Source organism: Chitinophaga sp. H8, assembly GCF_040567655.1.
GTDB classification, from domain to species: domain Bacteria; phylum Bacteroidota; class Bacteroidia; order Chitinophagales; family Chitinophagaceae; genus Chitinophaga; species Chitinophaga defluvii.
Genome location: NZ_JBEXAC010000002.1, coordinates 2,615,920 through 2,630,809, shown reverse-complemented (window position 1 = coordinate 2,630,809; position 14,890 = coordinate 2,615,920). Strand labels below are relative to the sequence as shown.

Sequence of the window (14,890 nt, the reverse complement as noted above, 5' to 3'; positions counted from 1 at the left end):
CGGGATATAGGCAATCACCTCAATTTTATTGGTCAAACGCACCTTAGCCACTTTACGCAATGCGGAGTTAGGCTTCTTTGGCGTGGTAGTGTACACACGTGTACAAACGCCACGACGCTGAGGGCAGCTATCTAATGCCCTGGACTTGGATTTAGCCCGGATAATTTCTCTTCCTTTTCTTACTAATTGTTGTATAGTAGGCATTCTTTACCTAGTTTTTTTTCTGTCGGTTTACAATGACATCCAAAATTCCCATATAGGATTTTTGGGACGGCAAAGGTAAAACTATATATGTGAATAACAAAATTGTTTCGAATCTTTTTTTGAAAAGGGGCATTTTTATAATAGGGCTGCTACTATATACTCCCACTCTTCCTGAAGTGCGCCCGCAGGCATTACCTTCCCTGCCTGTGCATACCAATAGGCGGCATTGCTGTTATCTCCTTCCTTACGATGCAGGTACGCATGTACCCACGATCCATTCCTTCCCTGCACATCCTGCGCTATTTCATGCGCTTTCTCCCAATCTCCTTTCCCATCCCACCATAATGCTTCCAACAATTTAGAAATACTTGCCGGAGGTGTTTCTTTCGTCAACGATGCCACAAATTTGGCTAAAGTCATAATGTGAGGTGCGAAATTAATTTAAAAAAATGATTTTCCCTGATTTCGGTTCTCCGGATAGCCAGTTTGACATCCAGCAAACAAAATTACAATAAAAACAACACCAATAACTACATCCATCTAATCCAGACTGCCTCCGCTGCTGTAGATCAGGCCGTGCAGGTTTACAATCAACAAAGGCCCTATAGCAGCTGTGATTACCTCACACCGGAGCAGGCACATCAAACACAGGGAAAACTAATACATCGTTGGAAAAAACGGCGACAGCCTGGCGCTCGAATCAACATTGAAGATCAATAGGTTATCTACATATCCAAGTGGGAACTAAAAAGAAAAAAAGAAGCAAAAAAAGAAAATATATAGTAATAGTAATAATTGATTCTTTTGCTAATCTTTAGAACTGTAAACCGCCATAAGGATTAAAAAACAGGTAGGTAAACTTTAATCCGGATTATTTAGCATGGGTGTAAACCTATTTTAGGACGAGCCCCCCCTACCTCCAAGCATGCTTGAAGCATAGTTAAAGCATAGTTAAAGCATAGATAGAGTATGAATAGAGCATAAAAGGCTATAAAAAGGGTATAAAAAGGGTATAACAAAAACATCCTGTGGGGCAAAATTACCACACAGGGGTAAGTCGCTTAAATAATCAATATCCACTCCTCCGCTGCATTTTGCTAAAAGCTAACTGCTAATAGCTAACAGCTTAAAAACATCCGCTGCATTAAGCTAAAAGCTAATAGCTCAAAAAAAATGAGCCACTCCACGAGCAGCTCACTTTTTGTATTAAAATCACATAACGATTTGAAAACTAACTTATTTTGAAGTTCCAGTTCCGGGTATCCTCCGCCCTTCCAGTACGGATGGCATCCAGTCGCTGGATCACTTCACGCCCTACATCATATTTGGTGGTATCCAGGGTCAACTGCTCGTTCTGGTAGTTCAGCTGCTCCACATATGCCACACTGGCCGCAGTACCGGTACCAAATACTTCCCGCAAGGTACCATCCTTGTAGGCGGCTACAATCTCATCAATAGAAACCGGCCTTTCCTCTACGGTAAAACCCATATCCTCCAGTACAGACATCACACTGGCCCGGGTTACTCCCTCCAGGATAGTACCCTGACTAAGATCAGGTGTAAGGGCTTTATTACCAATAATGGCAAATACGTTCATCGTACCGCACTCCTGCAGGTACTTATGCTCATAGCCGTCTACCCACAGGATCTGGTCAAAGCCTTCTTTCCGTGCCTGCATGGTAGGATACATGGCCCCGCCATAGTTGCCTGCTGCCTTGGCATATCCTACCCCACCAGGAAACGCTCTCACATATTTATCCTGCACCAGTAGCTTGATCGGCTTGTTGAAATAAGGCCCCGATGGTGAATTGATAATCGCAAAACGATAAGTATCTGAAGGGCGTACGCCTATAAACTCATCTGTGGCAATCATAAAAGGACGCAGGTAAAGGGAACAGCCCTCCCCGGTTGGCACCCAGTCACGGTCCAGATCAATCAACATTGACATACCTCCTATAAACAACCACTCCGGTACTTCCGGCATCCCCATCCGCTCCGCGGAAATATTAAAGCGCTTGTAATTGTCATAAGGACGGAAAATCATCGGATTCCCTTCCTGATCTTTATAGGCTTTGATACCCTCAAAAATAGCCTGGCCATAGTGCCATGCTGCATTGGACGGACTTACTGAAAAGTTTTGAAAAGGCAGTATCTGGGCATTCCCCCACGCTTTACCATCAAAATCCGCCACCAGCATATGGTCTGCATATTTTTTACCAAACACCAGGTGGTTAAAATCCACTTCACTTAACCGGCTATGGGTAGTTTTTGTGACTTTAATCTTCTTTAACGCTTCTTCCATTACTGTTGAATTTACGGTTGGATAATCTGCTATCATGATGGTTAATCGGTTTTATCTCAATATTTTTACACTTTATTCGCTGGCAGTTTGTCCATCTATACGATGTGCAAATAAACTGATTTTTCCCCAGGCGGGGCCTTAACATTACATTAAATTGCAACGTGTATGTCTCTTGATCAAGTTCAACTGGATCCGTATTTTCTGGCTAAAATGTACACCCAGCCAATCATTCCCGGGGAAAACGCTCCTGTTGTTACCGAGCAAAAAGCCCCGCCTAAAGTGAAATTTTTAGGAGAAAATCAAAAAAACATCGCGCTCTTCATACAAAATGAAGGGGAAGCATACTTAAATGATGAATTATTCAACCTACTCACGAATATATTAAACGCCTGCAAACTTGGCATGCAGGATGTTGCGCTTATTAACATCCATAGTTATCCTGATCTGGGTGTGGCCGACTGGAAATCGGCGGTGCCTTTTCAACGGGGGGTTATTTTTGGTGCTGCTCCGGAAAAATTCGGACTTGCGGATATCCCAGCCTATCAATTAGTCACCGTAGCTGGTACTACCCTGCTATTTTCCGATGCCCTGGAAGGCATCGGTCAGGATAAAACCCTGAAAGCAAAACTCTGGATGGGACTGAAACAATTACTGGGGATTTAATACCAGCCATTTCACTGCATAGCGCAGGCTGTATATAAAAAAGAACAGGATAATCGGCAAGGAACCGGTTATCCTGTTCTTTTTTCACTTAACTATTTATAAATCCCGGATATTTCACTGGTTTAAAAAACGCATATCCGGGTAAAATACAATAGCTCATCAGGGTTTCACCACCCATCTGTTCACCGTATTATCCGGTCCTTCCAATACTATTTTGTAAAAATCTGAGGGCATGTCTGCTACGCTGATGGCTGCCTGTTGTGCCTGCAGGGGCACTTCTCCCAGGAGCTTGTACATATCCTCTCCACCTGTTTTAAAGTGATTGGTAGTAGCTACCCATATTTTCACCTTCCCTTTTTTCTCCGCTGCTTTCCAGCTTAACTGTAACTCACCGTTTTCCAGTTTTGCGGCAGGTGCCGTTAATGATATTTTGCCTGTCAATGGTACGCCGTCCAGCTCCCTGGCATTGGCTTCAGGTACTGCGATGTTCAGAAAACGTACCAGGGTAGGCGTGATATCTGTAATACCTGGCTGCCCTGTTTTGAAATAAGGATTCAGTTGTCTGGCATTTGTAACGATCCAGGTAGTACGCTCCCGGTCCGACTGCCCTCCGTGGTGATGACCGCTGCTGGCATCCCGTCCGTGATCTGTGGTAATGAAGATCACCCAGTCCTCTCCAAACTTTTCCCGGCGGTAGGTAATAGCATCCCAAAGACGTCCCATCTGGTCATCTACCATTTTTACTGCTTCGTACATCCGGGGGCCATCCCCATACCGGTGTCCCATATCATCGCTATACTCCAGGTATACCCACGACAGATCCGGTGCATCGGTACGGATATAATCCGACGCTTTGGCTACTACTTCTTCATCAATCAGGTGAATATACCGGCTGTCCTTGTCATGTGGAAAACGAACCGTATCCAGTTCCATGCCGTCTACATGATGATCTATATGCAGGTGACCCGTTTGGGCCAAGCCGTCGCCTACCAGTTTGGTACGGTTATCCAGCCAGGTGGAAAAAATAGCCGTTTTCTTTTGAGGATAGGCCTGCTTAAAAAAGCGGAAAATGCTCCAATAGTTATAATTCTGCGCAGCAATATCGTTGTCCCATACATTATGCTTATTTACCCAGGTACTGGTCAGCAGGCTGTTATACCCTACTGCCGATATCGTGGGTGTCTGGGAATAACCACCTTTCTCTCCGCCTACATAAGCACGGGTATATCCTCCTTCTTTTGCAATCCTGTCCAGATGAGGCGTGGGCTGCTTTTCTATCACGTCTGCCGGAATACCGTCTACAATGACAAACAATGCTTTCTTTTGTTTTTGTTGTGCTATCAGTGTAGTACCGGAAAAAATCCCGATACAGACAACAATCGTTTTTAACATGATTTCCTGTTTTTCTGATAATGCCCGGTATACTAATCTTTTTTCAACAACCACATCACCCCGTTCACATCATCCCCCTGGGGATACTGGCTGTTAATAGCTGCCGTCACATTTTCCTGGTTCAAATTTAATTCCCCTTCCGGATACATCCAGCGTTTAGGGATCTTTTTATCATTGAGCATACCATTGCCGGATACATCAAATATCGGAAGACCGGTACGGCGTTGTTCATAAAACGGCTGCCAGCCAGAATTTAAAAAGAAGGCAATATGTTTCTGTTTAAAAATATTCTCCAGTTCATGACCAGGTTGCAACTGTACGGCTGGTTGTGTTTTATAAGCAGTGATAGCTGCAGGCGCTATTTTAAAAAACTCCATGGATGCCTGAATACCATTTTTGTAATAGGTATCTGCATTGCCGGTCATCCAGCCTTTTAATACGGCTTCGGCCAATATAAACTGCAGCTCTGCATACCCCACAGCAATACCGGGTTCATTTACAGGATCATTAAAATAACGTTTCGCAATTTTGGAGGCTTCTCCGGCAGTAACACGGATCGTATTTTCATCAATAGTGGCACTGCCTTTTACGCCACCATAAGCATTAAAATCTCCATCCGGCAAACCTGCCTGTTTGGGAGCCTTTTCGGCAAAGCGGAACAGGCGCGGATCTTTCAGCCCTTTTAAGGTATTCACAAACGTTTCTTCCATGTAATAAGCCGTTTGCAGGTCATTATTATTATAGTAAGGATAACGGTTGTCCTGCAGGTCTACATACTTCAACTGCCCATTGTCCTCATTACCGGAAAATAAAGGATACTTATCCGGGTTATTAATGATTTCAGCAAAACGTTGTTTTACCCGCAGCTTAGTGTTGTTTTCTTTGAGCGACAAGCTCATAAGTATCCTGATGCTGTAGCTATTGATCAGTTGTTTCCATTGCTGGATATTGCCATTGTACACAATATCTCCCCTGATCTCATCGGCAGCTGCCGTCAGGGCGTTATTGGCCGACTGCAAACTATCCAGTACTGCCAGGAAAATATCTTCCTGCTTATCATATACCGGTATAAAACCACCTTCATCTCCGCGCAACGCTTCTGTAGAAGGCACATCTCCAAATGTGAGAGTAAGCCGCATGATAAAGTAAGCCCGGAAAAATTTAGCCAGGGTAAGGTATACCGGCTTATTAATACGTATCGCTTCCTGCTCCATTTTATACACCTGGCGCAGGTTGTTATAATCGTCAAAGCTTGCACGCTTCCAGCCATAATACTGATTAGCATTTACGCCATCCGTGTATACCAGCTGACGGGCAGCCAGCGCATTGGAAGTGCTTACCTCATTAAAGGCACGGGTTTCTATAAATGTGAGTAACAAATCGGGCGTTGCCTGGGTTGTTCTGTTAGGGTCTGTTTGAAAGGATTCAAACTTTTTACAACCACACCAGGCAGTAAGCAGGAAAAGGCCTATTATTATTGATAGCTTTTGCATAAAATACGAGGTTGTGGATCAGAATTTTAAATTCACGTTAAAGCCCATACTACGGGTGGAAGGCGTTTGCAGCTCATCCTTCCCCGGGTCTGGATCAACATTGGGCAGTTTTGAAAACAGCAACAGATTACGGCCTACCAATGAAACCGAAGCATCCCGGAAGAATGTTTTGTTCATCCATTTTGCAGGTACCTGCCAGGTAAGATTTACTTCCCGCAGTTTCAGGAATGTTTCTGAATAGTAGTTGTAATTGGTGTTGGCAGCATTACTGGTATTGATCATGTAATCAATATAGTTCACCCCTTTGGTATTAGTAGCAAACTTGCGGGTATCTGATACAATGTTGCCATCTCCGTCATACTTCAATTCTCCGGAAGTGATCACTACACCAGGCCCTACATAGGTGGCCTTACCTTCATTGGCATCATCCCTGAACTGATTGACTGTACCGGGATGGGTTCCGCCCCACCACATTTTCTGATTGGTGCTGGAGTAGATCAATCCACCAATACGACCATCTACGAGAAACCGTAATGTAAACTGTTTGTAGCGGAAAGCGTTTTCCAGACCATAGGTCCAATCAGGATCTGCATTGCCCACAAACCGGGAAAACACATCTTCTTTAGGAAATCCATTGCTTTCATATACGATATTTCCCTGGGGATCCTTTTCATAAACACCCGCAAAAATGCGATCCATCCGCTCTCCTACTTTTATCTTATTCAGGTCTTTGGCGCCGCCGAATATTTCTTTCAAAGTGCGTTTATAGGTGCTGAAGTTGGCGGTTATATCCCAGCGTAAATCCTTACTGCGTACGGGTGTTGCCGTTGCCATTATTTCCCAGCCGCTACGGAGGTACACATTCCCGTTTTCCAGACGCCAGTTATACCCGCTGGCATTGGATACCGGTACTCTTACAATGTTGTTGAAATCACGTGCCCTGAAATAAGTAACATCCAGTCCAAAACGATTGTCCAGTAATTTTACTTCCAAACCCGTTTCCCATGCATTCGTAGTCTGCGGTTTCAGGCCAGGATTACGGCGCATATCTCCAAAAGACAGAGAAGGAACGCTATTCCATTTCAAGCCCCTGTCGTAGGTGGGCAGGTAATTGTAAGTATAACGCTCTTCTTCATCCAGACGTCCTCTGGACACGGAAGACCAGGAACCTCTTGCTTTCACATAAGGTAGCCAATGTGGTGTTTTCACCAGTTCGGATATAATAATGGATCCAGCTACAGAGGGATAGAAAAAGGAGTTATTGGCAACCGGAAGCGTGGAGATGATGTCATTACGGCCGGTGAGTGACAGATAAAATGCGCCCATGTACTCCATGTCCAGCAATCCATATGCACTGCTGGTCCGTCTTTCCTCCAGGGTATTTTTGCTGATAACAGGGTTGGTGGAATTGTCCAGGTTATAGAATCCGGGAATAGTTAATCCGTCTGTTTTGCTATCCTGGTATCTGTCGTTGCGATAATAATTAGAACCGCCTACTTCCGCATGAATCGTAAAGTCTTTACCAAAAGTATGCTCATAACGCAATGCCAGATCGGATACCAGATCAAAATAATTCTGGGAACCCACGGTATAATTACCCCTTGATTTATTACTGTATCCAATATAGCTCATCGGCTCTTTGGTACTGGTAGTTAATCCATAGGAGTTGATCCCGGTACGGAATTTCACACTGAGGTCGGTATTGAGTTTATAATTCAGGGCCATAGAACCAAAGGTGTTGTTCTTGTAATACCCGGTCAGCAGTTCATAAGCCTGGAAATAAGGGTTATTGTACCAGGACTGGTTATAGTGTCTTTGCTGCAGTCCTTCTTTTCCGGGTACCCAATAGCTGCGGAGATCTCTGATATCCACATCCGACCCTGTCCATAATACAAGATTATAGAGATAGTTGCCAGGACCATATCCTACCACCGGATAATTATCTGTGTACTGGCGATTGTAGGTAATACGGGCATCCACGTTAAGTCTGTCAGTCAGGTTATAGTTACCGGCAATACTGAAAGAGCTGTTGTTCAGCTGTGTATTTGGTACAATTCCCTGCTGATAAATATGCGAGGCAGAAGCGCGGAAACTTCCTTTATCATTGGCCTGGGTAATGCTGAGGTTATTGGTAGAAATAATCCCTGTCCGGAAAAAGTTACGTACATTATTTTTACCACGGGATAACCAGGGCAAAGGCTTGAGTGCGCCGGTGTTAGGATCCATAGGGCTGTTGTACTGGGGTGTTTCCCAATAGCCACTTGGTGTAGAAGCATCACGCTGGTCCAGTTTTGGTCCCCATATCCATCCGGATCCTTCTGTGCCGCTGCCGGAACCATCTACATAAGCGTAGCTGCCCTTGTTACCATTGCCGTAGGTAGTTTGCACATCAGGAATACGGATAAAAGAAGGCTGAAACATGGTAGAGGAATTGAACTCTACGGAAAGCTCCTTTCCTTTCCCTCTTTTGGTGGTGATCATAATAGCCCCGTTCTGACCGATAGAGCCATACAATGCAGAAGCAGAAGGCCCTTTCAGTACACTCAGGCTTTCCACATCATCCGGGTTTACTTTCCACATATCGGCTGTCTGATCAGGAATACCATCTATCACGATCAAAGGTTTTTGTCCGCGCAGCAGGATGTTCGCATCCTGGAACATGTCGGTAGAATTCTGGATCACCAATCCTGCCACCCGGCCGGTTAAAGAACCGATCAGGTTAGGTTCCCTGGCTTTTACCATGTTTTCTCCCTTTACTTCCTGTACCGCATATCCCAATGATTTCTTTTCCTTCTGAATACCCAGGGCCGTTACCACTACTTCGCTTAACCCCGAAACATCCTGGGCCAGGGAAATATTTATTTCTGTACGGCCATTAACCGGCATTTCCTGAGGTTTATACCCCAGCAGGGAAAACACCAGGATTTCTTGATCGCCTACATTAGCGAGGGAATAACGCCCGGTACCATCTGTAGAAGTACCTTTTGTTTTACCCTTTACGGCTACCACCACACCAGGCAGCGGACTATTATTAGCCGCATCTGTTACCAGCCCTTTCACATTAATCTGTGCCATGGCGTTGACAGGTGGGATCACTTTAATAGCATAATAATTTTCCTGGATCGCCTCACAGGTAAGGCCCAGCGGCTGCAGTAATAAAGACAAGCCTGTATGCAGATCAGCCTGTTCCATCTTTTTGAGGAGCTGGGCATTAATGGTTTTACCAATCAGTATCTCACTGTTGTAATTGAATTTTACCTTGCGTAGATTTTCCAGCATAGGAAATACTTCTACCAGGCTGTACATCGGACTGGCTTTATATTTTGCGGCATTTCTGGCCAACATTTCCTGCGCTACAGCTCCGTGGGGTATGCCTATGGCCAGGCATAGCAGTATTCCTACTACCTTATTAACAAGTAGCTTTTTTTGCATAATAATGCGTTTTAGTAAATAGGAGTTTAATGTTTTGTTCTTGGCAATGATTTACTTGGCCTTCGTAATCACTACCTGATCACCGTGTTTATAGATTTTGAGATCCAATGACTTTTCAAGAATTGTTAGCATTACATCCAGGTTACCAGCTGGTGTAGTACCGGTAAACTGCAGGGTAGCCAGTTCTGCAGCAGCAAAAGAAACCTTTACGCCAAACTGCCGGGTCATCATTGTTGCAATATCTGCCAGACTGGTTTCACGGAAGGCATGTAGCCCGTCTTTCCAGCTGGTCAGCTGCAGGGTATCTGTCATTTGTTGTGTCAACTTATTATTATCAGGCTGATAAGCCACCATTTCACCGGGTACCAGTACCACCTCTTCCTTCGTGTTATCCCCCTTGGAAATATTCACCTTTACTTTACCACTATTCAGTACCACCTGCGTTTGCTGACTGGTAGCCAGCACATTAAACCGGGTGCCCAATACATCCACCTGGGTTGTACTACCGGCATGTACCGTAAAACGTCCGGCTGCATCAGCCGCTACATTAAAAAAAGCTTCCCCGTTAATCCACACCTCTCTTTTATTGGCTTGCCATCCGGCACTGTCATATTGTAAAGTAGTATTTCCATTCAGTGTAATACGGCTACCATCCGGGAGCAATAAGTGCTTCACTTCCCCTTTTACAGTACTATAAGCGGTTAGCACCGGTTGTTTTACACCTGGGCGGTATAACCAAACCACAGCTCCTACCAGTGCTGCGGCGGCTGCCGCTATACCTATCCATCTTAAACGCACGCTCTTTCCCCGTTTCACCTCCGGCGTTGCTCCTGTTCCCAATATATTATGCAACACCCGCTCTGCTGCTACGTTACCCATTGGCAACATACCAGACATTCCCCCCGCTATTTCATCCGGCATAGGCAACATTTCTTCACTTCCCTCCTCCTGCAGATAATTCAACAGCTCCGCTGTTTCCGCTGCTGTACAGGTGCCATTGGCATGTTTGATAAAGAGTTGTTTGATATGTGCTGCATCCGGGATCATCTGAATCACTTTATATATAATACAATCGGGAAAGACGGAAGGACGATCCGGGATAAAAATATTTTTTTCTGACGATACGTGTTATGGGTGATAAGCCACTCCTACTATCAGCAGTGGAACAATAATATCATGGTGTACATGTAACTGATGTTTTAAAAACCGGCTTGCTTTTACAATCTGGTCTTTGACGGTATTCTTGGAGATCCCCAGTTTTAAGGCAATTTCTTCATGCGAAAGCCCTTCTATCCTGCTTAAACAGAAGATCAGCTTTCTTTGGGGAGGTAGTTGGTCGAGCATTATTTTCTTTACCCGCTGCAATTCTGAAGTGGCCAGATATTCTTCTGTATTATTGGAAAATACAGGCTGCTGGTAAAAGACGGCCTTTTTCAGTTTTTCATCCAGGGCGGCCTTTTTCAGGATATTAAATACACAATGACGGGTGGCTGTATAAAGGTAAGATTGAATAGATTGGGCAGGATCCAGCTGCTGACGGTTGATCCACACTTTCATAAACACTTCCTGCACCACCTCCTCCGCCAGCTCTGCCGAACGGGAAAGTTTACAGGCATAACCAAAAAGCGCATCTTTATAAGTATAGAATAGCTCCCGGAATGCGGAGGCATCTCCATCCTTTATTTTTGATACACACATAGTTTCAAGCTGGCTCATGTTAATAATGCGCAAAAATCAGGAATATTTATTACCGGGCTATTACCCCAATGTTAAGGAATGAATAAGCTATAGTTTACTTCTAAAGTAGCATATTGATATAACATATGCAACTAATATTATGGAGCGGGATATCATATCCCGATGATCCTGCCTCCGGCGGTGTTTACTGACCGGGGGGAGAAAATGCGTTATATTTGTCCCTGTTAATCAAGTAAAAAAATAACATGCGTACGCTCGTATTTGCTACCAACAACGATAATAAGATAAAGGAGATCCGGTCCTTGCTGGGCAATAACTTCCAGATTATTACCCTGCGGGATGCCGGTATAGATATTGACATTCCGGAGCCACATGACACACTGGAAGCAAATGCCACCGAAAAATCACGTACGATCCACCAGCTTACCGGCCAAAACAGCTTCTCCGAAGATACTGGCCTGGAAGTAGCTGCCCTCCAGGGTGCCCCAGGTGTTTTATCTGCCCGGTACGCCGGAGAGCAGAAACTGGCAGCAGATAATATTGCCAGGGTATTAGCGGAACTGAAAGGAAATACCAACCGGCAGGCGCAATTCAGAACAGTGATCTCCCTGATACTGGAAGGAAAAGAATATCAGTTTGAAGGGATCTGTGAAGGAGAAATACTGGAAGCGGGCAAAGGAGAAAACGGTTTCGGATATGACCCCATCTTCGTTCCCAATGGTGCCAGCCGCACCTTTGCAGAAATGGATATGACAGAAAAAAACCAATACAGCCACCGCGCCAGGGCATTGGCCAAACTGCTCCTCTTTCTAAAGGCGCATCCGGCAGGATAATCAACCTCCTCATTAAAAACACCGCATTTTATACCTAACTATCCAATAGCATGGCAAGAGTAAAACTAGACTTACCCGCATCATTCAATTTCAGCTTACAGGTGCCGGTACGTATCCAGGATGTAAACTATGGCGGGCACGTAGGCAATGACGCTATCGTATCTATTATGCACGAGGCCCGCATACAATTCCTGCACAGTGCAGGCTGCAAAGAGCTGGACCATGACGGTACCGGCCTCATCATGGCCGACCTCTGCACCGTATACAAAGGCGAAGGGTTTCAGGGAGATATATTTGAAGTGGCCGTAGCGGCTGGTGAATACAGTGCCTTTGGGTTCGACCTGTTTTACCGTATCACCACTACCCGGGAAGAAAAAACCATCCTGATTGCGGAAGCTAAAACCGGCATGGTTTGTTTTGATTATACCCAGCGGAAAGTAGCCAAACTACCGCCAGCAATGAAAGAACAACTAATGAGTAAAAGTTAACAACAGGTGATCCCTTTTTATCTCCTGATAAAACCAAACAGATGAGCATGGCGCAACAAGTATCAATTGAAGAGATCATCAAACAAAGACGTACAGTAAAGCCTACCAGTATGAACGGGAAAAAAGTTCCTGATGAGCTGGTACAGCAGTTATTACAACTGGCCGACTGGGCGCCTACGCATGGCTATACAGAGCCCTGGTATTTTGTAGTATACAGCGGGGATCAGGTACAGGAATTTTGTGCCGGTCATGCTGCCTTATATAAGGCCAACACACCTGCTGAAAATTTTATACCGGGCAATTTCGACAAACTGAAAAACCAGGGCAACCTGGCTTCCCACATCATTGCTATCTGTATGAAACGGGGCAATAATCCTAAAATTCCGGTGATAGAAGAAGTAGCAGCTGTTTCCTGTGCTGTACAGAACATGTGGCTGGGCGCTACCGCAATGGGCATTGCAGCTTACTGGGGCTCAGGAGGGATGACCCTTCACCCTGCTATGCGGGATTATTTATCATTGGGAGAGGAAGACCAGGTACTGGGATTATTTTACCTGGGCTATACCGATGAGCCCATACCTGCTGGTAGAAGATTAAGGCCATTGAGCGAGAAGGTACTTTGGAACAGGTAGTACATTATTAATTTATGGAGATACAAAGCGGATCAACTGGTATGATCCGTTTTTATTTTATACAGCCATCCATGACGCTCAATTTAACAGGTAACCATTGGCCAGGGCTTCAAATGCTGCCAGCTGCTCCGCTATCCAATCACTCCCTTTGCCCAGCTCTGCTGCCATGATAGCCGCCACTACGGGAGCAATCCGTAATGCTTCACGGGCATCAAGGAACAATGCGCGGGTACGACGGGCCAGAAAATCGTCTATATGCCGGGCCATCTCTTCTCTTACCGCCCAGATAACCTGTGCTTTGATAATATGTAATGACGGGCTGAGCAACTCCTGCAGATCAGGCTGGGTAGCCACCATCTGGTGTATCTGGAATCTGTCACTGCCATAAAAGAACCAGGGATCTTCCCAGTTTACCTTATTAGCTGCCCCGTGGAGTTTCAGATGATGAGTCGCAGACGCCGTCCGTTTCCATTTATGTACCTGCTCCATCTTCCGGATCACATCTTCCGCCATCCGCCGGTAAGTAGTCCACTTGCCTCCAATGATGGTAAGCAAACCGGAAGAGGCTACTATAATTTTATGACTACGCGATATTTCCTTCGTTTTATGCCCTTCCGCTTTAGCAGCCGCCAGCGGACGCAGTCCTGCCCACACACTCCGTACATCTTCCCGCTGCGGTGCACGGCTTAAATACTGCCCGGCGGTTTTAAGTATAAACCCGATTTCTTCTTCCATGGCATGTGGTTCCAGGCTGATATGCTTAACAGGGGTATCCGTAGTACCTACCACCACTTTATTATGCCAGGGCACCACAAACAGTACCCGCCCATCACTGGTTTCCGGAATCATCAGCGCATGATGCCCAGGCAAAAAGGAACTGTCCAGCACTACATGTACACCCTGGCTGGCAGCAATAGACCGGGGAGCCTGAGGATTATCCATTTCCAGTATATCATCCGCAAATACACCGGTAGCATTAATCACCGCCCGGGCATTAAAGGACAGTTCATGGTGATACAGGGTATCCCTGGCCGTTACCCCATTGATGCGTCCAAACGCATCTTTATGCAAGGCAGTTACCTTCATGTAATTCAATACGGTACCTCCTTTATCAACAATGGTTTGTGCCAGGTTTACCGCCAGACGGCTGTCGTCAAACTGTCCATCATGATACAATACCCCTCCTGCCAGACCATCCGGTTTTAAAGTGCTTAATTTTTCCAGTGTGGTTTGCCGGGAAATATGCACAGAACTGCCCAGGCTCAGCTTGCCTGCCAGCCAGTCGTACATCTTTAACCCCATTGTATATTTAATGTTTTCCCAGGTGCTGAAGGTGGGGATCACAAAAGCAAGGTTCCTGACCAGGTGAGGGGCATTCTGTACCAGTAGCCCCCGCTCCATACTGGCTTCGCGTACCAGTCCTACATCTCCCTGTGCCAGGTAACGCACCCCGCCATGTACCAGCTTGGTGCTTTTACTGGAAGTGGAGGCGGCAAAATCGGCTTGTTCAAGCAACAGGGTCTTATAGCCCCGCGTAACTGCCTCCAGGGCGGTACCCAACCCGGTAGCGCCACCGCCTATCACCACTACATCCCACACTCTTGGTGGTTCTTTCTGCAATAAGGCAACAATGGATTCTCGTTTCATACCCTTAATTAACCGGAAAAGCAGGTGTTTGGTTCGATAGCATGGGAATACCGCCTAAAAAATGTCAGTCAAAAGGTGCACACCCTTTTTTTAATTAATATTGTAA

Annotated in this window: 12 protein-coding genes and 1 pseudogene; 4 read left to right on the top strand and 9 right to left on the bottom strand. The window is 45.5% G+C overall.

All coding sequences use genetic code 11. The features are described from left to right. From ABR189_RS24315 to ABR189_RS24305, 3 genes and pseudogenes are all read right to left on the bottom strand, one after another. A pseudogene (locus ABR189_RS24315) lies at positions 1 to 204 on the bottom strand (30S ribosomal protein S12); the annotation flags it as partial. Positions 205 to 339: 135 nt separating this feature from the next. After that, on the bottom strand, positions 340 to 624 hold the full coding sequence (locus ABR189_RS24310; protein WP_354663097.1) for a hypothetical protein: 285 nt from the start codon (positions 622 to 624) through the stop codon (positions 340 to 342). 811 nt (positions 625 to 1,435) lie between these two features. Beyond that, positions 1,436 to 2,542, bottom strand: a complete 1,107-nt coding sequence (locus ABR189_RS24305) for a branched-chain amino acid aminotransferase (RefSeq protein ID WP_354663096.1) — start codon at positions 2,540 to 2,542, stop codon at positions 1,436 to 1,438. A 129-nt stretch (positions 2,543 to 2,671) separates the two neighbouring features. Here ABR189_RS24305 and ABR189_RS24300 point away from each other — a divergent pair, with 129 nt between their 5' ends. Beyond that, the gene (locus tag ABR189_RS24300; protein ID WP_354663095.1) at positions 2,672 to 3,169 is read left to right on the top strand and encodes a hypothetical protein; all 498 of its coding nucleotides are present in this window, start codon (positions 2,672 to 2,674) and stop codon (positions 3,167 to 3,169) included. Positions 3,170 to 3,328: 159 nt separating this feature from the next. Here the strand turns inward: ABR189_RS24300 and ABR189_RS24295 are convergent, their stop codons facing one another. From ABR189_RS24295 to ABR189_RS24275, 5 genes are all read right to left on the bottom strand, one after another. Beyond that, positions 3,329 to 4,561, bottom strand: coding sequence for an alkaline phosphatase family protein (locus ABR189_RS24295; protein WP_354663094.1), 1,233 nt, complete (start codon positions 4,559 to 4,561; stop codon positions 3,329 to 3,331). Positions 4,562 to 4,593: 32 nt separating this feature from the next. Beyond that, positions 4,594 to 6,054 (bottom strand): SusD/RagB family nutrient-binding outer membrane lipoprotein, encoded by a 1,461-nt coding sequence (locus ABR189_RS24290; RefSeq protein ID WP_354663093.1) that lies wholly within the window; start codon positions 6,052 to 6,054, stop codon positions 4,594 to 4,596. Positions 6,055 to 6,072: 18 nt separating this feature from the next. Next, positions 6,073 to 9,486 carry a SusC/RagA family TonB-linked outer membrane protein gene (locus tag ABR189_RS24285; protein WP_354663092.1) on the bottom strand — a complete coding sequence of 1,138 codons (3,414 nt, stop codon included), beginning with the start codon at positions 9,484 to 9,486 and terminating at the stop codon, positions 6,073 to 6,075. 51 nt (positions 9,487 to 9,537) lie between these two features. Next, a complete protein-coding gene (locus tag ABR189_RS24280; protein WP_354663091.1) occupies positions 9,538 to 10,533 on the bottom strand; it encodes a FecR family protein in 996 nt (331 codons plus the stop codon). 81 nt (positions 10,534 to 10,614) lie between these two features. Beyond that, positions 10,615 to 11,217 (bottom strand): RNA polymerase sigma-70 factor, encoded by a 603-nt coding sequence (locus tag ABR189_RS24275; RefSeq protein WP_354663090.1) that lies wholly within the window; start codon positions 11,215 to 11,217, stop codon positions 10,615 to 10,617. 212 nt (positions 11,218 to 11,429) lie between these two features. Between ABR189_RS24275 and rdgB the strand changes: the two genes are divergently transcribed. From rdgB to ABR189_RS24260, 3 genes are read left to right on the top strand one after another with little or no spacing between them, the layout of a single operon-like run. Further along, on the top strand, positions 11,430 to 12,017 hold the full coding sequence (rdgB, locus tag ABR189_RS24270; RefSeq protein WP_354663089.1) for an RdgB/HAM1 family non-canonical purine NTP pyrophosphatase: 588 nt from the start codon (positions 11,430 to 11,432) through the stop codon (positions 12,015 to 12,017). Positions 12,018 to 12,067: 50 nt separating this feature from the next. Next, complete coding sequence (locus ABR189_RS24265; RefSeq protein ID WP_354663088.1) at positions 12,068 to 12,505, top strand: acyl-CoA thioesterase; 438 nt, start codon at positions 12,068 to 12,070, stop codon at positions 12,503 to 12,505. Positions 12,506 to 12,552: 47 nt separating this feature from the next. Then, positions 12,553 to 13,137, top strand: a complete 585-nt coding sequence (locus tag ABR189_RS24260; protein WP_354663087.1) for a nitroreductase family protein — start codon at positions 12,553 to 12,555, stop codon at positions 13,135 to 13,137. Positions 13,138 to 13,215: 78 nt separating this feature from the next. Here ABR189_RS24260 and ABR189_RS24255 read toward each other — a convergent pair whose 3' ends face one another. Beyond that, positions 13,216 to 14,784, bottom strand: a complete 1,569-nt coding sequence (locus ABR189_RS24255) for a glycerol-3-phosphate dehydrogenase/oxidase (RefSeq protein WP_354663086.1) — start codon at positions 14,782 to 14,784, stop codon at positions 13,216 to 13,218. Positions 14,785 to 14,890: the final 106 nt, after the last annotated feature.

Excerpts from the sequence above, each read along its gene's own strand:
- ABR189_RS24310 (WP_354663097.1), bottom strand. The coding sequence starts at position 624 with ATGACTTTAGCCAAATTTGTGGCATCGTTGACGAAAGAAACACCTCCG.
- ABR189_RS24305 (WP_354663096.1), bottom strand. The coding sequence starts at position 2,542 with ATGATAGCAGATTATCCAACCGTAAATTCAACAGTAATGGAAGAAGCG.
- ABR189_RS24300 (WP_354663095.1), top strand. The coding sequence starts at position 2,672 with ATGTCTCTTGATCAAGTTCAACTGGATCCGTATTTTCTGGCTAAAATG.
- ABR189_RS24295 (WP_354663094.1), bottom strand. The coding sequence starts at position 4,561 with ATGTTAAAAACGATTGTTGTCTGTATCGGGATTTTTTCCGGTACTACA.
- ABR189_RS24290 (WP_354663093.1), bottom strand. The coding sequence starts at position 6,054 with ATGCAAAAGCTATCAATAATAATAGGCCTTTTCCTGCTTACTGCCTGG.
- ABR189_RS24285 (WP_354663092.1), bottom strand. The coding sequence starts at position 9,486 with ATGCAAAAAAAGCTACTTGTTAATAAGGTAGTAGGAATACTGCTATGC.
- ABR189_RS24280 (WP_354663091.1), bottom strand. The coding sequence starts at position 10,533 with ATGATCCCGGATGCAGCACATATCAAACAACTCTTTATCAAACATGCC.
- rdgB (WP_354663089.1), top strand. The coding sequence starts at position 11,430 with ATGCGTACGCTCGTATTTGCTACCAACAACGATAATAAGATAAAGGAG.
- ABR189_RS24265 (WP_354663088.1), top strand. The coding sequence starts at position 12,068 with ATGGCAAGAGTAAAACTAGACTTACCCGCATCATTCAATTTCAGCTTA.
- ABR189_RS24260 (WP_354663087.1), top strand. The coding sequence starts at position 12,553 with ATGGCGCAACAAGTATCAATTGAAGAGATCATCAAACAAAGACGTACA.
- ABR189_RS24255 (WP_354663086.1), bottom strand. The coding sequence starts at position 14,784 with ATGAAACGAGAATCCATTGTTGCCTTATTGCAGAAAGAACCACCAAGA.